This window comes from Frigoribacterium sp. CG_9.8, from assembly GCF_015751965.1.
In the GTDB taxonomy this organism is placed as follows: Bacteria; Actinomycetota; Actinomycetes; order Actinomycetales; family Microbacteriaceae; genus Lacisediminihabitans.
Genome location: NZ_JADOVH010000001.1, coordinates 391,740 through 412,028, shown reverse-complemented (window position 1 = coordinate 412,028; position 20,289 = coordinate 391,740). Strand labels below are relative to the sequence as shown.

The window sequence follows — 20,289 nt, the reverse complement described above, 5'->3', positions numbered from 1 at the left end:
TGGCGCAATGGTCGGATCTTTGCGAGTCGGTGTGACATGATCGCACAGACGAATTCAAAAAGCCCTCCGACGAAGTAGGTGAACGTGTGTCAACCCAACTGTTAACAGTCAGCGGCATCAGCAAGAGTTTTCCGGGAGTCAAGGCGTTGCAGGACGTTCAGTTCGAACTGAACCGCGGCGAAGTATTGGCCCTTGTCGGCGAGAACGGTGCAGGCAAGTCGAGCCTGATGAAGATTCTGTCAGGGATCTACTCGAAGGATTCGGGAACGATCCTGTTCGAGGGGCAGGAAGTGGACATCGACAGCCCCAAGACCGCCCAGAAGCTGGGCATCAGCATCATCCATCAGGAGATGAACCTGATGCCGCACCTCACCGTCGCCCAAAATATTTTTATCGGCCGGGAACCGCGCGTGGGAATTTTCGTGCGCGAACGCCTTCTCTCAAGGCAGGCTTCAGAGCTGCTCACCCGCCTGGGGATTGATCTCGACCCGGACACCCTGGTCGAAGGGCTCACCGTTGCAAAACAGCAAATGGTCGAAATCGCCAAGGCGCTATCCTTTGACGCCAAAGTGCTCATCATGGACGAGCCCACCTCGGCGTTGACAGTCGCGGAGACAGAAACCCTCTTCACGCTCATCGAAGCGCTGAAGGCCACCGGCACGGGAATCATTTACATCTCCCACCGAATGGATGAGCTGCGTCGGATCACCGACCGCGTCACTGTTCTGCGAGATGGCCACTACATCGGCACGCTGGAGAAGGCGGACTTCAGCATTCCGAAGGTGATCGAGATGATGGTTGGGCGCCCGATTGAGGAGGGCGCACGCCCGACGACTCGCGTGCGGGAGGCTGACGATATCGTGCTCAAAGTTGAGGGGCTGAACACCCGTTCGTTGCTCAAAGATGTGAGCTTCGAACTCCGCCGCGGTGAGATTCTGGGATTTTCGGGGCTCATGGGCGCCGGGCGCACCGAAGTCGCCCGTGCCATCATCGGCGCAGATCCACGCACCAGCGGAACTGTCGAGATTAATGGCAAGGCAGTCTCAATCAAGAAACCATCGGATGCCGTGGCTCTTGGTCTCGGGTATCTCTCCGAAGACCGCAAGCAGTTCGGCTTGCTTCTTGAGCAGGATGTGAACACGAACATCCTGCTCGCCTCGCTGAAGGACTACACCGATGGGCTCGGGTTCGTTCACACGAACAAGGGCAAGCAGACATCGCGCAGATATGTCGATTCGCTGCGGATCAAGACGCCGTCGATCTCGTCCACGACGAAAAACCTGTCGGGCGGCAACCAGCAGAAGGTGGTTATCGCCAAGTGGCTGGCACGGGACTGCGACATTCTCATCTTCGATGAGCCGACCCGCGGAATCGATGTCGGCGCCAAGGAGGAGATCTACCGCTTGCTCAACGATCTCGCAGCGGAGGGGAAATCGATCATCATGATCTCCTCGGAGCTGCCGGAGGTGTTGAAGCTCGCGCACCGGATCATCGTCATGGCGAACGGCCGCATCACCGGAGTTCTCGATAACGAAGAAGCAAGCCAGGCAAAAATAATGGATTTCGCAACCCGTATGGGCCATGAGAAAGAGGCGGTACAGCTATGAATGCATCCACTGTTGACACACGCGCGCCGAAAATTGTGGATCCCGAAACAAAAAAGACGAGGTCCGTGTCCAACTTCCTCCAAGCCAAGCTCCAGCAATCGCTGGCGTTCGCGACCCTCGTGGTGCTGCTGATTTTCTTCTCCTTTGCGAACACTGCGTTCTTCACCTGGAGCAATATCTCGGGAATTTTGCTCTCGACTGCGGTCATCGGCATTCTCGCCCTCGGCACAACCTTCGTGATCATCACCGGCGGTATCGATCTGTCCATCGGCACGGGGATGACGCTCGCTGCGGTGATGACAGGAATTTTTCTTGTCAATATGGACCTCCCTCTCATCGTGGGAGTTCTGGGCGGCATCGCTACCGGCGGGCTGATGGGTTTTATCAGCGGATTCAATATCGCAGTACTCAAGTTGCCCCCCTTCATCGCGACCCTCGCCATGATGTTGATCGCACAGGGGCTCGCGCTGGTGATCTCGGGGGTGCGCCCGATCTACTTCACGAGTGTCCCGGATTTCAAGCAGATTGCCCTCGGTACTGCCATCCCCGGGCTGCCCAATGCGGTGTTGATCCTCTTCGGTCTTGCCTTCATCGCGTATCTCGTTCTGAGCAAAACCATCCTCGGGCGCTACACCTTCGCCCTCGGCAGCAATGAAGAGGCAACCCGCCTCTCCGGCGTCGATACGCGTCGCTGGAAGATCATGGTTTACACCTTCTCGGGTCTCTTCACCGGGATTGCGGGAGTCGTGATCGCCTCGCGACTCGATTCAGCTCAGCCCCAGCTCGGCAGCGGTTACGAGTTGCAGGCCATTGCTGCGGTGATTATCGGGGGCACATCGTTGCTCGGTGGGCGCGGATCCATTCTCGGCACCCTCATCGGCGCGCTGATCATGAGTGTGCTCATCAATGGCCTTCGCATCATGTCGATTCAGACCGAATGGCAAAACGTCGTCGTCGGTGCCGTCATCCTGGTCGCGGTGTTCTCCGACTCGCTACGGCGTCGCAAAGCTATTTTTTAAGTCGCAGTTCGCACCATCGCACGACGCAATATAACGATCTCCTACCTTCTCCGTCCAATCAACACTGCGGGCCATGAAATCGATATCATAAGACATTAGCCATTCGGCTGATCGAGAGAAAACAACGGGGTTATTCGATGAAATCACGCACGAGAGTTGCCGTAATCGCGGTGGCAGCAGCAGCAGCGCTCTTCCTTGGCGGATGCGCGAGCGGTTCCAACACCGCAGCACCAGCAGCAGGAAATAGCAAAGAGCTGTACATCGCACTGATATCCAAGGGCTTCCAGCACCAGTTTTGGCAGGCAGTCAAGAAGGGCGCAGAGCAGCGCGCTGCGAAGCTCGGCGTGAAGGTGACCTTCGAGGGTCCGGCATCGGAGACGGAGGTCGACGCGCAGCTGCAGATGTTGCAGGCGGCTATCGACAAGAAGCCCGACGCCATCGGCTTCGCGGCACTCGACCCGAAGGCCTGCATCCCACTTCTGGATGCTGCTAAGGCTGCAAAGATCCCCGTTGTCGAGTTCGACGCCGGTTGCGACAGCACAGTTCCGCTGAGCATCGCCAAGACCGACAGCAAGGCCGCCGGCGCGCTGGCTGCTGACAACATGGCTCGTCTCATCGGCGGCAAGGGTGAGGTCGGCATCGTCGGCCACAGCCAGATCAACTCCACCGGTGTTGAGCGTCGGGATGGCTTCGTGAACCAGATCAAGGCGAAGTACCCAGACATCAAGATCGTCGACATCCAGTACGGCGATGGCGATCACCTCAAGTCGGCTGACATTGCCAAGGCAATGATCGCCGCCCACCCGAACCTCAAGGGCCTGTACGGCACCAACGAGGGCTCGGCCATCGGCATCGTCAATGCAGTCGGAGAGCTCGGGCTCGCCAAGGGCAAAGTGACCGTCGTCGGCTTCGACTCCGGCCAGGCCCAGATGGATGCCATCACCAGCGGAGTAATGGCCGGTGCCATTACCCAAAACCCCATCGGTATCGGTGAGCAGACGGTCCAGGCCGCCTATGACGCGATCAAGGGCAAGACCCCCGAGAAGATCATCGACACCGGCTTCTTCTGGTACGACGCCAAGAACATGACGGAGGCCAACATCGCGGCGGTCCTGTACAAGTAAGTCATTCTAGAAAATCTCCCCTCCTCAGATTTGAGAGGAGGGGAGATTTTTTTGTGCATTCGGAATTCGGCAGTCGGGGAGTGTCTTACTCTGCATCACCGGGACAGCAGTCGAGGGTGAGCCCGGATTATTGGCGGATCACGCGAGTAGCTTGTCGACATCGATCCGGTGCGGCACGCTCGGGGACGCGCCTCGTTTGGTCACGGCGAGCGCCCCCGCAGCCATAGCGAGGGAGATCGAGTTGCTGAGGGGTAGTCCACTCGCCAGTGCGGCCCCGAGATAGCCAGCAAAGGAATCACCGGCGGCGGTTGAGTCGATGGCGATAACTGGGATGCAGCTGAAGTGCTTCACGCCTTCGGAAGAAACAAGTACGGCGCCCAGTGACGACATCGTGATGAGTGCGTGTTTCGTCCCCCGTTCGACGAACCAGTTTCCAGCCTCAATGGCGGACAGCGCATCGGTGACGGGGATACCAGTGAGAATGCTCGCTTCGGTCTCGTTCGGGGTGACGATATCTACGAGCGGCCAGATGTCTGCATCCAACTGCGCGGCCGGGGCGGGATCGAGCACAACCATCAATCCTGCTGCTCGTGCCTTCTTGATGGCGTATTGCGTAATGGCCCAGGGGATTTCCAATTGGGTGAGGAGCACACTCGCGTGTGCAGCCGGGTCGGCAAAGTATGCGTCGATCTGGGCCGTTGACAGGGCAGAATTTGCCAACGGCACCATCACGATGTCGCTCTCACCGGAATCGTCCACGCGAATGTGCGCGATTCCGGTGGGACCGGCAACAGTGCTCACGTGGGACAGGTCGACACCGGCTTCTGTTAGCCCGTGTGACACCAGGTCAGCAAAGAGGTCATCGCCGATGCAGCCGACCATCTGTGCATTCGCCCCAGCACGGCTGGCAGCGATCGCCTGGTTTGCGCCTTTCCCCCCGAGCACCAGAGTGAATTCCTCACCCAGTACTGTCTCGCCCGGTGCCGGCAGACGATGCGAGAAAGTCGTGAGATCTGCAGTGATGCTGCCGATGATCACCACAGAGCCGGGTTCAGACTGTGACAACTCCTGGTTCATTTCTTCCTCTCTTCGAGGGCGCCAACCCTGCAAACACCATGCGGCTCTGCACAGAGCGCATCTGAAATCACGTTATCGAACCGGCGCTGCAGGCAGCTCCTCAGTAGGGGATGACTTCACCGCGCGTGAGACATCCAGCCTGAGCGATTCGGGTGCAGAGAGCGCGTGAACTGCATCCGTGAGCCACTGTTCCACCCCGGAAATATGCACAATGGTGAGGGCCCGCGCGAGAGCGGCATCCCCGCGCTCGAGGGCATCCACAATCGCGTGGTGTTCACCAAGCGTGCGCGGCACCGAATTCTCCTGCGTGAGTCCACGCCAGATGCGAGCCCTGACCGTTCGGCTGGAAAGCGAGTCGATGAGGCTGGTCAGGTAGGCATTGCCAGCCGCACTGGCAATCAAGCCATGAAAATTCAGATCGTGAGCCACCAGATCCTCCACGCTGCTCGACTCGTCGACGGCAGCAAGCTGGGTGCGGAGATCTGCAATATCCGAAGCGGTGACATGAGCAGCAGCAAGAGCGACCGCAGCGGGCTCGAGGATGCGTCGCACGGCGAACAGCTCGAGGATCGAAGAATCGTCCTGCAGGTCGATGACAAAAGACATGGCCTCGAGCAGCAGGCGCGGTTCAAGACTGGTGACGTACGTTCCATCGCCACGGCGCACATCGAGCACCCTGATGACCTCGAGCGCCTTGACGGCTTCACGCATTGAGCTTCTCGAAAGACCGAGACTCTCGCTGAGAAGTTTTTCTGGCGGTAAGCGGTCTCCGGGCTTGAGCTCACCCGACAGAATCATCTCTTTGATTTGGAGAATTGCTTCATCGGTCACAGCCATGTAGAGATCATATCTTTGACTGTGTGCAACGCGATTGACAGGAATAAATTGCAGCGTATGACGCGAATCACTCTGCGCTGACCTTCGAATTGGTATGTTCAACGGTCTCGCTTATGCTCTCGTTGGGTAACGGGTTTCACTCATTCAGGAAAGAAGACACTGTGGTCAGAATCGGATTATTGGGTGCCTCGGGCATAGCGCCAGCGGCAGTTATCCGCCCAGCCGGCCGAAGGTCGGATGCGTCAGTTGTCGCCGTCGCTGCACGGAGTGGTCAATCCGCCGCCACCTATGCGGAGAAGCATGACATCGAGCGATCCTACGGAAGCTACCGCGAGCTACTCGCCGATCCGGATATCGACCTGATCTACAACGCCCTTCCCCCATCTGAGCATGCCGAATGGTCGATCGCCGCCCTGCAGTCCGGCAAAGATGTCCTGTGCGAAAAGCCGTTTGCAATGAACTCTGCGCAGGTACTGCGTATGAACCAAGCGGCGAATGACACCGGTCACCGCCTGATCGAGGCATTCCATGATCGGTACCATCCGCTGAGCCTCGAGCTGGATGCGATGAAAGCATCCGGTCGACTCGGGGAAATCCAGTCGCTGCACGGAGATTTTGTCTACAACAACCCGTTTGACGCACTGTCCATTCGCCACGACCCCGCGCTCGGCGGTGGCGCGCTCATGGATCTCGGCTGCTATCCCCTTCACTGGTTACGAGCTTTCATGAACGAAGAACCCACGGTGATTGAGGCTGTTGCAACGCTCAATCCCATGGGCGCTGATATGAGCATGGATGCGACACTGCAATTTTCCGGCGGCGCTACGGGTCGAGTCACCGCGTCGATGCATGCCGATGCAGTCGCCGGATCGACGCTGCGCGTTGTTGGCACGTCAGGCACACTGCTGGTCGAAAACCTCGTTTTCCCATCGGCAGGGCACACCATTGTGGAGACCGTTGGTGGAGTCGGCCGAGTACGGACTGTTGCCGGTGCGACCACCTACGACCATCAACTGGAGGCAGTCATCAGCGCCCTGGCAAGTGGGATGCCGTTGCCAACCGAAGGCGCCGATCCCATTGGCAATATGGCCGCTATCGATGCGATTTATGAGGCCGCGGGGATCAGGCGTTCATACGAGTAACTGTGGCGTCTGCCGTGGCGGATGCGCCGGACCGCGGGGCAGCTACTTTTCTCGCCCCGACGTTCAGTGTCCCCCGCCGCTCAGTGTCCCCCGCCGAGGTTGCCGGCCAGCCGTGAGTGCATCGACGTGCTCGCTTCATTCATACCGGTGATGGTCACGGTCTTGCCGAGCCGTCCGTAGCGGTAGTTGATTCCGTCGAGGGCCGCGACAGTCGACGCGTCCCAGACATGGGATCCGGTCATGTCGATAACCACCTGTGCGGGATCCAACGCGTATTCGAACTGGGTGGTGAGGTCGTTGCTCGAGGCGAAGAACAGTTCCCCGTTCACGGTGTAACGCGCAGTGGCCACGCCGTCCGCGGTACAGAGCCTCCGATCAACTGTGACCAGGTGCGCGACACGGCGGGCGAAGGCGACCATTGCGACGGTCACGCCGACCACGACGCCGATGGCGAGGTTATTCGTGAGCACGACGACGATGACGGTCGCAACCATCACGGTCGTCTCGCTCTTCGGCATCCGCTTGAGGGTCGACCAGCGGATGCTGTGCCAGTCGAAGGTACCGACGGCGACCATGATCATCACGGCGACCAGGGCGGCCATCGGGATGATGGCCACAAGATCGCCGAGTGCGACGACGAGGATGAGCAGGAAGACTCCAGCAAGGAAGGTCGAAATGCGGGTGCGGGCACCCGAGGCTTTGACGTTGATCATCGTCTGGCCGATCATGGCGCAGCCGCCCATTCCGCCGAAGAGTCCAGAAAGGATATTCGCCGCGCCCTGCCCGAGGCTCTCACGGGTCTTGTTGGAGTGGGTATCGGTGATGTCATCGACCAACTTGGCGGTCATCAACGATTCGAGCAGGCCAACAAGTGCCATCGCGAACGCGAACGGCGCGATGATCAGCAACGTCTCCCAGGTGACGGGAATCTGGATGATGAACAACTGCGGGAGGCTCTTGGGCAGTGCGCCTTCGTCCCCGACGTTCGGCACAGTGATCGCGGTTGCGATCACGACGACGGTGATGAGGATGATAGCAACAAGCGGCGCCGGGACCGCCGTAGTGAGCCGGGGCATGACGACCATGATCACGATGCCGACCGCAACAAGGGGATACACCAGCCAAGGAACGCCGATCAGGTTCGGCAGTTGGGCAGAAAAGATCAGGATCGCCAGGGCGTTGACGAAGCCGACCATGACACTGCGCGGAATGAATCGCATCAGCTTTGCGACCCCGAGAAGCCCGAGTGCAATCTGGAAGATACCTGCCAGAATCACTGCCGCGATGAGGTAATCGAGGCCGTGTTCGCGCACGAGTGGCGCTACAACGAGGGCAATCGCTCCAGTGGCAGCGGTGATCATGGCAGGCCGTCCGCCGAGGAAGGCAATGGACACCGCCATTATGAAGGAGGAGAACAACCCGACTCGCGGGTCGACGCCGGCGATGATCGAGAACGAGATTGCCTCTGGGATCAGCGCCATGGCGACGACCAGTCCTGCGAGCACCTCGCGCGTGAGCAGGCGTGGTGACCGGAGTGCGGTCAGCACGGTTGGGTCGGCTCGATATCGATTGGCTGTGAGCCTGGGCGTTTTTTCGGCGATGACCATAGGGGACTCCGAGAATTGGGCTCTCTCGTGAGAACCGATGGATGAGGTGAGTGGGCACATCATTGCGCAGGCCCAGCAGAGTCGTGTTCGACAATGGGGTGAGTGGGAGCAGTCGTGCAGCAGTTATTTAGCTAACATGTCAACACTACCCTAACGTAAGGGTTAGTTATAAGGAGGATGACGTGGGCGAAACGGCCGGTGAAGGGACGATGCATATCGGCGAGCTTGCGGAGCGGACCGGCTTGTCTCTGCGTACGATCCGTCACTACGACGAAGTGGGACTTCTCAAGCCGACCGGTCGTACCGAGGGCGGATTCCGGCTGTACACCCAGGGGGATATCGGCCGCCTGATGGTGATTCGTCGAATGAAGCCCCTCGGCTTCATGCTGGATGAAATGACTGAGCTTCTTCGCATCATCGACACGCTCGGCGGGATCGGATCGGAGGATCCCGCTGTGCGCGCGGACCTCGACGGGTTCATCATCCAGGCGGTCGAGCGCCGCGCGAAACTTCAGCAGCAGCTGGCCATGGCCGACGAGTTTCTCGCACTTCTGCGCACGCAGTGAGCCCTGCTTTCGCAGAAGAATCCTCCCGGGTGTGGGCCTCGGCAGTCAGCCGACCGTGAGAGACACTGCACGTAGAGAGCACGGCAGAATACAGCGGTGGTGTGTGAGGCCGTATCTGGCCTCTGGACAGGTGTTTTACTGTGCACCCCCCCGGACTTGAACCGGGAACCCACTGATTAAGAGTCAGTTGCTCTGCCAATTGAGCTAGAGGTGCGATCGGTTCTCGTGACAAACGGGACGACCAAGGGTAAATATTAGCATCGCTATTGAGGCGTCGCGAACCGCGATTCACCGACCGGACAATCCGTAGGATTGTGCACAGCAATCGCCGCAGCCAAAGGAGAACCGCGTGACCACACCACTGAAACTCGAGCCCGGGCATGCTGCCCCCGCTTTCACCCTGAGCAATCAGGATGGGTCACCCGTATCGCTTAGCGATTACGTCGGCGACAACGTGATCGTCTACTTTTACCCCGCCGCATCCACTCCCGGATGCACGTCGCAGGCCTGCGACTTCCGCGACAGCATCAACTCGCTCAAGTCGGCTGGCTACACCGTGCTCGGAATCTCGAAGGATGCCGCGCCCGCGCTCAAGAAGTTCCAGACGGAACAGGGCCTCAACTTCCCCCTCCTCAGTGACCCGGATCTCGCCGTGCACACCGCCTATGGCGCGTACGGTGACAAGTCGCTCTATGGCAAAACGGTGACCGGAACCATCCGCTCCACTTTCGCCATCGACATGCACGGTGCCATCACGCTGCCGCTTTATAACGTGAAGGCCACGGGCCACGTCGCCTCGTTACGTAAAAAGCTCGGCATCGATTCCTGATTGCGGCGATCGCTGAGGGCAACTACTCCCCGGGAACCTCGTCTTGCCGCCGGGTTGCGGCAATTACCGGCGATGTGAACAGCAAAAAGACCACGACTGCGGCAGGCAGGATGAGCAACCACCCGATGTCCGGGCGCGAGAACGGTGCCTGAATGCTGCCGATTCCCACGGCGATCTGCAATATCTGCCAGGTCAGCGCGCCACTGCGGACCCAGGAGCGGCCGCGAAGCGCGTGCACAGCCATCGTTCCGACCCAGACCGCAGCCAGCGCGTCGAGCAACAGCAGCGCGATCGCAGTAGCGATGGAGTCGGGGCGGGCCACCAACAATTCGATGATGAGAAAAATAGCCACCGCCGCAAGGGCGGCGCTTTCGAGCGCCAAAAGCACCACCAACACGAGCAATTGCACCGATCGACGCGACACTCTCGGTTCACTCATAGCTATGGATCCCCGTCCGACTATTGATTTGCTACAACCAGTATGAGAGTCTATGTGAGGTTGATTTGCACTCACAGGGCCGTGAGCATCCACCGAAACCCCCCGGATACCTATCCCCAGCTTGGGTCTATGACCCTGCTCAGGGCTTCATGGCCCTGCGTTCGCAACAAAAGGAGCACTCCCAGATGGACTGGCGCGACAAAGCCGCATGCCTCACGGCCGACCCCGAACTCTTTTTCCCCGTCGGGAACACTGGTCCGGCTGTCGACCAGATCGACAAGGCGAAAGCGGTGTGCGCTCGGTGCAGCGTCACCGAAATGTGCTTGCAGTACGCTCTCGAGACCAGTCAAGACTCTGGTGTCTGGGGTGGTCTGAGTGAAGATGAGCGTCGCGCCCTCAAGCGCCGCGCCGCCCGTGCCCGCCGCGCTTCCTAGGTTTCTATATCGCCGCTAAATTTGCTACGGCCGCTAGGTTTTGATACCGCCGCTTGTCTCGGTACGTTCGCTGGTCTCGATACGTTCCCCGGTCTCATCACGCCCGCTGCGCGACCTGCACGGATAGCGGGGGTCACGACCGTCGCACCGACCGGGGCGGCTACTTAGTCAGCCAGGTCAGTGGGATCTCGATGGTGACCTCTGTGCCACTACCCACCATGGTGTGCCAGTCGATGGAGCCCCCGAGCTCCCCCTGGATCAGCGTACGCACGATTTGGGTGCCGAGACCGGAGCCGACTTTACCCTCGGGCAAGCCGCCCCCGTTGTCGCGAACCTGCACCGTGAGCGTCTTTTCACTGCGGTCAGCGATGATCTCGACATTGCCTTCGCGACCGGCGAGGCCATGCTCCACCGCGTTGGTCACGAGTTCGGTGAGGGCGAGCGAGAGCGGTGTGGCGTACTCGCTCGGCAGTGCGCCAAAACTGCCTGTAAAGGTCGGATGCACCTTCGTGTTGTGCGTGGACGCCACCTCCGCAATGAGCTTGAGCACCCGGTCGAACACCACGTCGAAATCAACATTCTGGTTGAGACCCTCGCTCAGTGTGTCGTGCACCACGGCGATTGCCGCGACCCGGCGCATCGCCTGATTGAGCGAATCCCGAGCTTCATCAGAGTGCGACCTCCTCGCCTGGATACGCAAAAGCGACGCAACAGTCTGGAGATTGTTCTTCACCCGGTGATGAATCTCGCGGATGGTCGCATCCTTGGTGATCAGCTCCCGTTCCTGGTGGCGCAGCTCCGTGACATCCCGGCACAGCACGATCGCACCGACCCGCTCGCCGCGATCCCGGATCGGGATGGCGCGCAGTGACACGGTCACCCCCCTGGCTTCGATGTCGGTACGCCAGGGGGCGCGACCGGTGACCACCAGCGGGAGGGACTCGTCAATCATGAGCTTTCCGCTGAGCAACGATGTGGTGACCTCGGCAAGCGACTCGGCCTCAAGCTCACCCGCGAATCCCATGCGGTTGAATGCAGAAAGCCCGTTGGGGCTAGCGAAGGTGACGATCCCATCGACATCCAGGCGCAGGAGCCCATCGGATGCGCGCGGCGCACCGCGCCGCGGGCCGGTTGGAGCGCCGAGGTCAGGAAAATCACCCGCGCAGATCATCGCAAACAGATCGTCCGCACACTCGTTGAAGGTGAGTTCCTGTCGGCTTGGCGTGCGCGCCTCGCTGAGGTTGGTGTGCCTGGTGATCACCGCAATCGGATGAGCCGTTGACTCCGATCCCGTCACTGACAGTCGTCGCAGCACCGGGACCGCGCGCGCACGCGTGGGGGTCTCCTCGTACCAGTCGGGCGCAGCAGAGTCTACGATCTGGGCGGTACGGAATGCCTCGCTGACCTGACCCTTCCACTCCGGCCTGATCGCCTGGCCCACGAAGTCGCGGTAGAACAGCGTCGCTGAGCTGGATGGGCGAGCGTGCGCGACAGCGACGAAATTGTCGTCTGTGGTCGGGACCCACAGCACGATGTCGGCAAACGCGAGGTCGGCAAGAAGCTGCCAGTCGCCGACGAGGAGATGGAGCCATTCGACATCGGCCTCATCGGAACGGCCCTGGTTAGAAACGAGGTTTGAGAGGGTCGACACGTGGCCTAGCTTATGCGGGCTAGCGGGGTGCCAGTCTCGGCGGGTCAGGCGCGAGGGAAACCCGGCGCAATCGCTGCGGAGGACGACCATGGCCAGCCACTCCGGGCCGTGCCGACGAAAGTCCGGCACACCCTGACCGGCGTGCAGGAGAATGGGGCCGATGCGCGGATCCCACTGCGCCCGGTGTGAGGAGCGAACATGGCACAGAAAGACTCCAAGACGTCGGTCGCCAAGAAGCTGAAGTCGACGAAGAAGTCGATCACGAAGAAGGTTTCTGGCGCTAAAAATGGGACTAAGTCCGAGTTGAAGAAGCTGGTGGCGAAGGCCGAGAAGAAGGCGGTGAAAGCCGGTAAGAGCGCGGCTGCAGAAGCGAAAGCCCTGAAGATGTCAGCGAAACAGAAGAAGTCAGCGGCGCAGAAGGAGCCCGTCACTTCCGCTCCCGCTCGCGCGGGTCGATCGGCTGCCACGTCGATGCAAGCGCCCTCCGCTACCTGGAACGTCGCCGCCCTCCGGGCGCATGCCCGAGCCACCGGTGTAGTCGGCTACTCCCGGATGAAGAAGGAAGACCTGCTCGCCCACCTCGGGGTGCGCTAGCAGGCGAGCTGCTGGTCCCTGCTTCCCAGCCGATCAAGCAGTCGCGCGATCGGGCTGTCTGGCTGTCGGGCTCAGGCCACGCCGAGTCAGGCCGAAACTGCCGCATTCCGCCGCCGCACCCGGCTGCGCCGCCACCAGCTGCGGTGCGCTATCGGCTCGGGTTGTGGCAGCAGGTGTTCGCGTACGAACCCGGCAATGGCGGCGCGTGCCGGAGATTTTGGAGCGACATCAACGAGGGTGTGACCGGTGAGGATCGCCGCGTCGAAGCCAAGTTGGTCGTGCGGCACGAGCACTGGATTCGAAATGCCGCCGAAGCGCTTAAGCGTCTGGCACACCTGCCCGGATGCCCCGGGGCCGATCGCGCTCGCGCGCACCTTGTTCATCAGCACAGTGACTCGGTCGGTGTCGATTGTCTCAAGCAGGTCGACATGTGCCCGCAGGAACCGCGACAGACCGACGGGATCTGCCGCACCGACCGCAACCACTTCGTCGGCGGCGTGAAGCGCAGCGATAGTCGCGCCGTTGCGCCTGGGTGCAAACAGGTCGCTGCTGATCTCCTCGTCATTTTCCAGACTCGCCCCCGTGTCGAGAATCGTGTAATCGACCCAATCCCGGCAGGCCGCGATGGCAGCCGTCACCCGCTCACCCGAGAGCTCGGGCCAGCGGCTTGGTCGGCCGATACCGGTGAGCACCCAGAAGCTGCCGCGGGCCGTGAGATATCGCTGCCCGATTCGCTCGAGTTCTCCCTGCGTGAGGGCATCTGCGCCGGCGAGCCGACAGGCTGCTGCAAAGCCGGGCGCTTCATCGAGCATGCCGAGTGCAGGTGCGAGCGAACCGTTATGCGTATCAACATCAGCAACAACGACAGTCGCCCCGGATGCAGCGAGTTCGGCAGCGAGGCAGACTGCAATCGAGGTGCGCCCGGGAGCGCCAGCGGGACCCCAAACAGCGATCACCGTTCCGTTCCGAGACTCGGCTATCGGCTCGCTATCACCGGGGTTTCCCGTCAGCAGCATCTCGATCTCCGACCACTCGGCGTCGGAGGCGACCACCTCAAGCAGCCCGAGGCTCGCGGAGTAGCGGCGTTCAGCATCCGAGGAGACGAGCGCGATGATGCGCACGCCCGCAGCATCCGCTTCGACCATCAGCCGATCGTTGAGATAGCGGGGGGATGCTGCGACGATCGCGAGGTCCGGAGCCGTGCGCGAGACCTGCGATGCGAGGTCATCGCCACTTGAGCAGCGGATTGAGAGTTCGAAGCCGTGCCGGGCGAGCTGCATCGAGATGCTGTCCTCCAACTCGAGAGGAAGGGCAAGTGCCACTGTCGACATCGGTCAGCCCCTCACAGGGATGCTCGTCGGCACGAGTGAGAGAGCGTCTGCGTTGGCGATCGCCTCGAGCACAGCGGCGATCTTCGTGCGCGGTACCAGGAGCTCGACCGACTGCGCCGAGCGGTCCGCGATACCGCCGTCTCGCGCAATTAACCGCACAACTGTTGCTGAGTCGACCAATACGGATGGCGGGCCGAACTGGTTATTATCGGTCTCCTTCGCACTCCAAAGATCGACGACACTGCCTTCGCCGATGGAGCGGGCCAGTTCACCGTTTATATTAACCACGATTGATGCCGCCGTGGCGCCGGCGACATCACCCACAGCGGAGGTCGGCACCAACTCCCCAGCGGGCACCGGGCGAGTGACGACGAATCCGCCACGCGGGATGTCCCCTTCGGCGAGATACTGTGCGCCGAGTGAGCCGAGACGCACGCTGCGCGTATCCAGGTCGGAGGATTGCACCCGATCACCGGGGCTCAGCATTTCGCGGGAGGCATAGATTACGGTGCTGCTGTCCGCAACGGTGACGACAGTAACGACACCGAGGACCGAGGCAATGACGAGCACGATGCCAATCGCAAAACGCGGGTCGAACCAGAATGATCGCGGAGCTCGCTCGGTGTCACTTCGGCCTGTCCCGGCCGAAGCTGTCATGCGTCTCAATGCCTTTGCCGTAGCCACCATTTGCCTCTCGCTTCGCTCGAATACGCCGCAGAGTTCCATGGTCGCGATCCCGGCGAACCGCTGGGAAAGTTATCCACAGCCCTGTCCCACGGATTGTGGGGCATCCATAATCAAGGCATGACCCCGCACTCGGATCCCTCCGGCCAGGACGCCGCACTCGGCCGCTTCCTCACTCTCGCCGACACCGCCGACGTGCTCAATATCTCCGCGAGCCAGGCCTACGCGCTCGTCAGATCCGGGGAGTTACCCGCGATCAAGGTCGGCGGACACGGGCACTGGCGCGTGGAGCGCTCAGTGCTCGAGTCGTATATCGACGCGAAATACGAGGAGTCGAGACGGATGAGTCTCTGGCAGCAATCCGACTATGCCAGCCTCTCCGAGTATGCATTCGGCTTGCGCGGGATTCCCGGCGCTGCGCCGCGCGACTAGCGGTCACAACCGCACAAGAAGCACCTGCGAGAACGGCAAAACCCGGTAGTGAGTTATCAGGCTCTCGCGTCGGGCGGTACCGGTTTCGTGCACCGCGAGATCCAAATGATCTCGACCAACCCGGTCGATCGTGCCAGTAATTGTTCCGTCGTTCAGAACGAGCTCGACGGACTGTCGGCGCCGACACAGATCTCGCAGCACGAAGGCTAAGCCGAGCCGACGGGACAGTTCCGGCTCATTCTTCACGGTTGCAACATCAGCGAGGCTGGCGCCCACCTGCGCCCGCGAGAGCCGAAGCTCGGCGATTGCGTCGAGCGGGAGGATGAATTGGGAGTTACGGGAAGAGTGGTCCACAATCTCGCCCGAGATCCAGTCGCGGCCGAAGGTGCGCGGTAACAGGTCGAATGTCGAACCGTCGATGAGCGACACCCGAACCGGCGCCGTATCTGCGCCGGCGCTCAACGTACGAAGACGATCGCGAAGGGTGAGGCGTCCGAGTCGGAGCCGCTCCTCCTCCGCGCGCAGATCAATCTCCTCGGCTCCGAGCTCCTGTTCGAGCTGGCCCTCGAGATCGTCGAAAAGGTTGTCCCAGCGCATGATGTGACGTTACCGACGTGACCGACTCGATCGCGCAGGTTATCCACACCTCGGTATTGGGGCGTAGACAGAATGCCCCCAATGCTGGTTTAGTGTGCTCACCCCCAGTTCGGGGGTATACGCATTTCCCTCCTCACCCCGTGGGACGACACATGAGCGATGCACTGACAGCCCGGCCAAGCCCAACCAGGCACAGTCAGGCACGGCCGAAGCCAACAGAACCGAGGGCCGCTGCGCCGTCCGGGCAGCTGCCGAGCAAAGTTATCCGATCACCATTCCAGCCAGACGAATTTTTCGGCGCGCAGCCCGCTTCGAGGTCCACGCTGCCCGATCCACAGCCGCTGCTCGAGAACCTCACGCGCTGCGTGATCGAGATATTGGCCGGTGCTCGAGAACTCGAGCAGATCTCCCGGTGGGTCACCGATGACGTGTATCGCCACCTGCTCAAGCGAGTCGTGCTGTCGACCCGCGCCCGGCAAGCGAAGGGACAGGTCGTGAGACGCCCCACGTTCTCGGTTGGATCGACCTCGATCTACGAACCGCGCGACGGCGTCGTCGAGGCCGTCGTGATCGTGCGAGGACGAGCGCGAACACGGGCGGTGGCCCTTCGACTCGAAGGGCTCGACAATCGGTGGCGAGCCGCCGCGATCAATGTGCTGTAGCGCCGTGCCGTGCCGTCAAATGCACGCTTGGCTACGGCCTAGCGTTCCGGAACCTCTTCATCGTCGTCGAGTTCGGCAAGCGCATCATCGCGAGATCTGCTGGCCTTGACCACTACCCGGTCACGCGCGTCCTCGCCACGTTCACGCAGTTCGGCCGCCGTGCTGGAAACCCGCTCCCGCAGCTCCTCTGCCGTCTCCGTCGTGCGGCCCGCGACACCCTTGGCCATGCCAGTGGTTCGGTGAGCCACATCACGCGAGATAGTCGACGCCTTGCCCGCCACATCCTGCGCCACAGCAGTGACCCGTCCGGCAATGTCGCTTGCGACGATCACCGTGCGGCCAGCAACCGTGCGAGCGGCGTCCGCTGTCATGCGCGCACCATCAGCAATCGCTCCCGGCGCGGCTTTCGCGACCGATTCCGCTTTCGCCCGAACGATCGGTGCCTGCTGGCGGGCATAGTCCTCTACCTCGGTGCGGGTCTTGCGAACGTGGGGACTCTGCCACAGCGCTCCAGCCGCGTTGGCGATCTGTTCATAACGTTCGCGCCCCGCCCGGGCTCCGACGACGTAACCGACAGCAATCCCGATGACGAGCAGCAACTTGGATTTCATTTCTCCAGCCTAAGCAGTGTGGCACTGAATGTGAGGGCTTTGGTGCTCCAACGAAGCGATGGAGCCAGGCGTGGATCGCCGGTTCAGCCCTTGCGTTTGTCCTGCGCGCGGCGTTCGGCCCGGTTGACCGGTGCAGCGCCGGATGGGCTCTGGCCGAACGCTCCACGCTGGCCCTCGGCAGTCGCGGCCCGGCCGAAGGACGATCCGCTGCCCGCGGCTTCCTGTTCCTCCTGCGCACTAGCCGTCGATGCCCGGTCGAGTTGGCCACGCGCGTTGCGCACCTCCACCTCACCCTGGTTGTCGGCATTCGGCGCGGAGTAGCTGAGTCGATCAACCGGAGCGGCGTTGCCGGTGAGTCCCTTGGCTGCGACAGTCGGGACCGCGGCCGTGGCCTCTCCCCCGGTTACCTCGACTTCGAGATTGAACAGGAATCCCACTGATTCTTCGCGGATCTGCCCCATCATGCTCTGGTACAGGGCGAATCCTTCGCGCTGATACTCGACGAGGGGATCGCGCTGAGCCATCGCGCGCAGTCCAATACCGTCCTTGAGATAGTCCATCTCATAGAGGTGATCACGCCAGCGTCGGTCGATCACGGAGAGCACGACGCGTCGCTCGAGTTCGCGCATGGCTGGCTCGCCGAGCGCGGTGGTGCGCGCCTCGTACTGCACACGGGCGTCGGAGAGGATCTCCTCGGTGAGCAGTGCGGTGGTCACCCGGTTTCGCGAACCGGCCTCGCTCAGGAGCTCATCGATTGTGATCGACACCGGATACAGCGTGCCCAGCTCGGTCCACAACGCTTCGAAATCCCAGTCATCGGCGTGGCCCTCTGAGGTGTGAACGTCCACGACCTCGGTGATCACGTCTTCGAGGAACTTGGAGGTGCGATCCTGGAGGTCGTCACCCTCGAGGATGTGCCGACGGTCCCCGTAGATCGCCTCGCGTTGGCGGTTGAGCACGTCGTCGTACTTGAGCACGTTCTTGCGGATCTCCGCATTGCGCGATTCCACCTGGCCCTGGGCACTGCGGATGGCGCGGCTCACCACTTTCGACTCGATCGCCAGGTCATCCGGCACACTCCCGCGCCCCATCAGGGATTCCGCAGCGGCGGAGTTGAACAGCCGCATCAGGTCGTCGGTGAGAGACAGGTAGAAGCGGCTCTCCCCCGGGTCACCCTGGCGACCGGAACGTCCACGAAGCTGGTTGTCGATGCGGCGAGACTCGTGTCGCTCGGTGCCGAGCACATACAGACCCCCGACGGAAACCACCTTGTCGGCCTCCTCCTGCACGACGCTCTTCACCTGCTCGAATACGGTGTCCCACTCCTTCTCGTACTCCTCCGGGGTATCGATTGGGCTGAGTCCGCGCTGGTTCATCTCGGCGACAGCCAGGAACTCCGCGTTTCCGCCGAGCATGACGTCGGTACCTCGTCCGGCCATATTGGTGGCTACCGTGACGGACCCGAGGCGACCAGCCTGCGCAACGATTGCGGCTTCGCGCGCGTGGTTCTTGGCGTTCAATACCTCATGCTTGACGCCACGCTTCGCGAGGAGCTTTGACAGGTACTCGCTCTTCTCGACGCTCGTCGTGCCGACGAGTACAGGCTGGCCCTTGTCGTGACGAAGGACGATGTCTTCGACCACCTGGCCGAACTTGGCCTCTTCGTTCTTGTACACCAGGTCGGACTTATCGAGGCGCTGCATCGGCTTGTTGGTGGGGATCGAGACGACGCCGAGCTTGTAGGTCGCCATGAACTCGGCGGCCTCGGTCTCGGCTGTTCCGGTCATGCCCGAGAGCTTCTTATACAGGCGGAAGTAGTTCTGCAGAGTGACGGTGGCGAGAGTCTGGTTCTCGGCCTTGACCTCCACGTTCTCCTTCGCCTCGATGGCCTGGTGGATACCTTCGTTGTAGCGGCGGCCCATCAGGATGCGACCGGTGTGCTCGTCGACGATCAGCACCTCGCCGTTCATCACGACGTAGTCTTTGTCTTTTTTGAACAGGGCGGATGCCTTGATCGAGTTGTTGAGAAACGAGATGAGCGGCGTGTTGGCCGACTCGTACAGGTTGTCGATGCCGAGGTAATCCTCGACTTTTTCGATGCCGGGCTCGAGCACCCCGACGGTGCGCTTCTTTTCGTCGACCTCGTAATCGACGTCCGCAACCAGCTTCGTCGCGAGGTTCGCGAACTCGGCGAACCAGCGATTCGCTTCGCCGGATGCCGGACCCGAGATGATCAGCGGTGTGCGCGCTTCGTCGATAAGGATCGAGTCCACTTCATCCACGATCGCAAAGTTGTGGCCGCGCTGCACCATGTCGCTGGCCTGCCACGCCATGTTGTCGCGGAGATAGTCGAAACCGAACTCGTTATTCGTGCCGTAGGTGATGTCCGCTTCATACTGTTCGCGGCGTTCCAGCGGGGTCTGTCCAGACAAAATGACGCCGGTGGACATACCGAGTGCGCGGTAGATGCGCCCCATCAGCTCGGACTGGTAGCTCGCGAGATAGTCGTTTACGGTAATCACATGCACGCCGCGCGAGGGGATGGCGTTGAGGTAGGCCGCGAGGGTCGCCACGAGGGTCTTGCCCTCGCCGGTCTTCATTTCCGCGATGTTGGCAAGGTGGAGCGCGGCGCCGCCCATGAGCTGTACGTCGAAGTGACGCATACCGAGGGTGCGCTTGGCCGCCTCGCGCACGGCGGCAAAGGCCTCGGGAAGCAGATCTTCGAGAGACTCCCCGGCGGAGTACCGCTCGCGAAACTCCACGGTCTCGTTCTTCAGGTCCTCGTCACTGAGGGCGCTGAAATCATCCTCCAGGTGGTTGACCGCTTGCGCGTACCGCTCCAACCGTCGCAGGACGCGACCCTCGCCGACACGAAGGACCTTTTCGAGAACGTTGGCCACTGCTAACTCCAGATGAATGTGGGATGCGTCACGGCGATGCCGCGGAGCGGCGCCTGTGACCAATTCGTAATAGTAACAAGACTACCCGGTGGCCTATCCGATGATTCAGTGAGCGGTAGCGGTGAGCGCACGGCGGCATAACCCAG

The 20,289-nt window shown here is 61.3% G+C and carries 20 protein-coding genes and 1 tRNA gene; 10 read left to right on the top strand and 11 right to left on the bottom strand.

All coding sequences use genetic code 11. The features are described from left to right. Positions 1 to 86: 86 nt before the first annotated feature. The 3 genes from IWX88_RS02125 to IWX88_RS02115 all read left to right on the top strand — a co-directional run bounded on the left by IWX88_RS02125 (position 87) and on the right by IWX88_RS02115 (position 3,750). Complete coding sequence (locus IWX88_RS02125) at positions 87 to 1,607, top strand: sugar ABC transporter ATP-binding protein (RefSeq protein WP_196826742.1); 1,521 nt, start codon at positions 87 to 89, stop codon at positions 1,605 to 1,607. A gap of 65 nt (positions 1,608 to 1,672) precedes the next feature. Beyond that, positions 1,673 to 2,626 carry an ABC transporter permease gene (locus tag IWX88_RS02120; RefSeq protein WP_370568131.1) on the top strand — a complete coding sequence of 318 codons (954 nt, stop codon included), beginning with the start codon at positions 1,673 to 1,675 and terminating at the stop codon, positions 2,624 to 2,626. A 137-nt stretch (positions 2,627 to 2,763) separates the two neighbouring features. Continuing rightward, the gene (locus IWX88_RS02115; RefSeq protein ID WP_196826740.1) at positions 2,764 to 3,750 is read left to right on the top strand and encodes an ABC transporter substrate-binding protein; all 987 of its coding nucleotides are present in this window, start codon (positions 2,764 to 2,766) and stop codon (positions 3,748 to 3,750) included. 138 nt (positions 3,751 to 3,888) lie between these two features. Here the strand turns inward: IWX88_RS02115 and IWX88_RS02110 are convergent, their stop codons facing one another. After that, positions 3,889 to 4,827 carry a ribokinase gene (locus IWX88_RS02110; protein WP_196826739.1) on the bottom strand — a complete coding sequence of 313 codons (939 nt, stop codon included), beginning with the start codon at positions 4,825 to 4,827 and terminating at the stop codon, positions 3,889 to 3,891. Between the two features lie 72 nt (positions 4,828 to 4,899). Further along, positions 4,900 to 5,664 carry a FadR/GntR family transcriptional regulator gene (locus tag IWX88_RS02105; RefSeq protein ID WP_196826738.1) on the bottom strand — a complete coding sequence of 255 codons (765 nt, stop codon included), beginning with the start codon at positions 5,662 to 5,664 and terminating at the stop codon, positions 4,900 to 4,902. A 161-nt stretch (positions 5,665 to 5,825) separates the two neighbouring features. Between IWX88_RS02105 and IWX88_RS02100 the strand changes: the two genes are divergently transcribed. Further along, the gene (locus tag IWX88_RS02100) at positions 5,826 to 6,806 is read left to right on the top strand and encodes a Gfo/Idh/MocA family protein (RefSeq protein ID WP_196826737.1); all 981 of its coding nucleotides are present in this window, start codon (positions 5,826 to 5,828) and stop codon (positions 6,804 to 6,806) included. A gap of 80 nt (positions 6,807 to 6,886) precedes the next feature. On the opposite strand, the gene IWX88_RS02095 is transcribed toward IWX88_RS02100, so the two are convergent. Next, positions 6,887 to 8,413, bottom strand: a complete 1,527-nt coding sequence (locus IWX88_RS02095; protein ID WP_196826736.1) for a SulP family inorganic anion transporter — start codon at positions 8,411 to 8,413, stop codon at positions 6,887 to 6,889. Between the two features lie 209 nt (positions 8,414 to 8,622). Here IWX88_RS02095 and IWX88_RS02090 point away from each other — a divergent pair, with 209 nt between their 5' ends. Then, positions 8,623 to 8,979: a MerR family transcriptional regulator gene (locus tag IWX88_RS02090; protein ID WP_196827788.1), complete on the top strand. Its 357-nt coding sequence runs from the start codon at positions 8,623 to 8,625 to the stop codon at positions 8,977 to 8,979. 141 nt (positions 8,980 to 9,120) lie between these two features. Here IWX88_RS02090 and IWX88_RS02085 read toward each other — a convergent pair. Beyond that, positions 9,121 to 9,193: transfer RNA gene (locus IWX88_RS02085), tRNA-Lys, on the bottom strand. Positions 9,194 to 9,328: 135 nt separating this feature from the next. Here IWX88_RS02085 and bcp point away from each other — a divergent pair. Continuing rightward, complete coding sequence (gene bcp, locus IWX88_RS02080) at positions 9,329 to 9,808, top strand: thioredoxin-dependent thiol peroxidase (protein ID WP_196826735.1); 480 nt, start codon at positions 9,329 to 9,331, stop codon at positions 9,806 to 9,808. A 22-nt stretch (positions 9,809 to 9,830) separates the two neighbouring features. On the opposite strand, the gene IWX88_RS02075 is transcribed toward bcp, so the two are convergent. After that, complete coding sequence (locus IWX88_RS02075) at positions 9,831 to 10,247, bottom strand: hypothetical protein (RefSeq protein ID WP_196826734.1); 417 nt, start codon at positions 10,245 to 10,247, stop codon at positions 9,831 to 9,833. Between the two features lie 185 nt (positions 10,248 to 10,432). Between IWX88_RS02075 and IWX88_RS02070 the strand changes: the two genes are divergently transcribed. Next, positions 10,433 to 10,681: a WhiB family transcriptional regulator gene (locus tag IWX88_RS02070; protein ID WP_147784762.1), complete on the top strand. Its 249-nt coding sequence runs from the start codon at positions 10,433 to 10,435 to the stop codon at positions 10,679 to 10,681. A gap of 160 nt (positions 10,682 to 10,841) precedes the next feature. Here IWX88_RS02070 and IWX88_RS02065 read toward each other — a convergent pair whose 3' ends face one another. Next, the gene (locus IWX88_RS02065; RefSeq protein WP_196826733.1) at positions 10,842 to 12,332 is read right to left on the bottom strand and encodes a PAS domain-containing sensor histidine kinase; all 1,491 of its coding nucleotides are present in this window, start codon (positions 12,330 to 12,332) and stop codon (positions 10,842 to 10,844) included. Positions 12,333 to 12,530: 198 nt separating this feature from the next. Here IWX88_RS02065 and IWX88_RS02060 point away from each other — a divergent pair, with 198 nt between their 5' ends. After that, positions 12,531 to 12,926, top strand: a complete 396-nt coding sequence (locus tag IWX88_RS02060) for a hypothetical protein (RefSeq protein ID WP_196826732.1) — start codon at positions 12,531 to 12,533, stop codon at positions 12,924 to 12,926. Between the two features lie 86 nt (positions 12,927 to 13,012). Here IWX88_RS02060 and IWX88_RS02055 read toward each other — a convergent pair whose 3' ends face one another. Together IWX88_RS02055 and IWX88_RS02050 are read right to left on the bottom strand one after the other, a co-directional pair. After that, positions 13,013 to 14,257: a regulator gene (locus IWX88_RS02055; protein ID WP_196826731.1), complete on the bottom strand. Its 1,245-nt coding sequence runs from the start codon at positions 14,255 to 14,257 to the stop codon at positions 13,013 to 13,015. A 3-nt stretch (positions 14,258 to 14,260) separates the two neighbouring features. Continuing rightward, positions 14,261 to 14,914: a hypothetical protein gene (locus IWX88_RS02050; protein WP_196826730.1), complete on the bottom strand. Its 654-nt coding sequence runs from the start codon at positions 14,912 to 14,914 to the stop codon at positions 14,261 to 14,263. Positions 14,915 to 15,061: 147 nt separating this feature from the next. Between IWX88_RS02050 and IWX88_RS02045 the strand changes: the two genes are divergently transcribed. Then, on the top strand, positions 15,062 to 15,373 hold the full coding sequence (locus tag IWX88_RS02045; protein WP_196826729.1) for a helix-turn-helix domain-containing protein: 312 nt from the start codon (positions 15,062 to 15,064) through the stop codon (positions 15,371 to 15,373). A gap of 3 nt (positions 15,374 to 15,376) precedes the next feature. Here IWX88_RS02045 and IWX88_RS02040 read toward each other — a convergent pair whose 3' ends face one another. Further along, positions 15,377 to 15,970 (bottom strand): hypothetical protein, encoded by a 594-nt coding sequence (locus IWX88_RS02040; protein ID WP_196826728.1) that lies wholly within the window; start codon positions 15,968 to 15,970, stop codon positions 15,377 to 15,379. A 152-nt stretch (positions 15,971 to 16,122) separates the two neighbouring features. Here IWX88_RS02040 and IWX88_RS02035 point away from each other — a divergent pair, with 152 nt between their 5' ends. Continuing rightward, positions 16,123 to 16,632, top strand: coding sequence for an Rv3235 family protein (locus IWX88_RS02035; RefSeq protein WP_231368726.1), 510 nt, complete (start codon positions 16,123 to 16,125; stop codon positions 16,630 to 16,632). Between the two features lie 38 nt (positions 16,633 to 16,670). Here the strand turns inward: IWX88_RS02035 and IWX88_RS02030 are convergent, their stop codons facing one another. Then, positions 16,671 to 17,243, bottom strand: coding sequence for a protoporphyrinogen oxidase (locus IWX88_RS02030; RefSeq protein WP_196826727.1), 573 nt, complete (start codon positions 17,241 to 17,243; stop codon positions 16,671 to 16,673). An 83-nt stretch (positions 17,244 to 17,326) separates the two neighbouring features. After that, entirely contained in the window at positions 17,327 to 20,143 is a 2,817-nt protein-coding gene (gene secA, locus IWX88_RS02025; protein WP_196826726.1) for a preprotein translocase subunit SecA, read from the bottom strand. Positions 20,144 to 20,289: the final 146 nt, after the last annotated feature.

Excerpts from the sequence above, each read along its gene's own strand:
- IWX88_RS02115 (WP_196826740.1), top strand. The coding sequence starts at position 2,764 with ATGAAATCACGCACGAGAGTTGCCGTAATCGCGGTGGCAGCAGCAGCA.
- IWX88_RS02110 (WP_196826739.1), bottom strand. The coding sequence starts at position 4,827 with ATGAACCAGGAGTTGTCACAGTCTGAACCCGGCTCTGTGGTGATCATC.
- IWX88_RS02105 (WP_196826738.1), bottom strand. The coding sequence starts at position 5,664 with ATGGCTGTGACCGATGAAGCAATTCTCCAAATCAAAGAGATGATTCTG.
- IWX88_RS02095 (WP_196826736.1), bottom strand. The coding sequence starts at position 8,413 with ATGGTCATCGCCGAAAAAACGCCCAGGCTCACAGCCAATCGATATCGA.
- IWX88_RS02090 (WP_196827788.1), top strand. The coding sequence starts at position 8,623 with ATGCATATCGGCGAGCTTGCGGAGCGGACCGGCTTGTCTCTGCGTACG.
- IWX88_RS02075 (WP_196826734.1), bottom strand. The coding sequence starts at position 10,247 with ATGAGTGAACCGAGAGTGTCGCGTCGATCGGTGCAATTGCTCGTGTTG.
- IWX88_RS02070 (WP_147784762.1), top strand. The coding sequence starts at position 10,433 with ATGGACTGGCGCGACAAAGCCGCATGCCTCACGGCCGACCCCGAACTC.
- IWX88_RS02060 (WP_196826732.1), top strand. The coding sequence starts at position 12,531 with ATGGCACAGAAAGACTCCAAGACGTCGGTCGCCAAGAAGCTGAAGTCG.
- IWX88_RS02055 (WP_196826731.1), bottom strand. The coding sequence starts at position 14,257 with ATGTCGACAGTGGCACTTGCCCTTCCTCTCGAGTTGGAGGACAGCATC.
- IWX88_RS02050 (WP_196826730.1), bottom strand. The coding sequence starts at position 14,914 with ATGACAGCTTCGGCCGGGACAGGCCGAAGTGACACCGAGCGAGCTCCG.
- IWX88_RS02045 (WP_196826729.1), top strand. The coding sequence starts at position 15,062 with ATGACCCCGCACTCGGATCCCTCCGGCCAGGACGCCGCACTCGGCCGC.
- IWX88_RS02040 (WP_196826728.1), bottom strand. The coding sequence starts at position 15,970 with ATGCGCTGGGACAACCTTTTCGACGATCTCGAGGGCCAGCTCGAACAG.
- IWX88_RS02035 (WP_231368726.1), top strand. The coding sequence starts at position 16,123 with ATGAGCGATGCACTGACAGCCCGGCCAAGCCCAACCAGGCACAGTCAG.
- IWX88_RS02030 (WP_196826727.1), bottom strand. The coding sequence starts at position 17,243 with ATGAAATCCAAGTTGCTGCTCGTCATCGGGATTGCTGTCGGTTACGTC.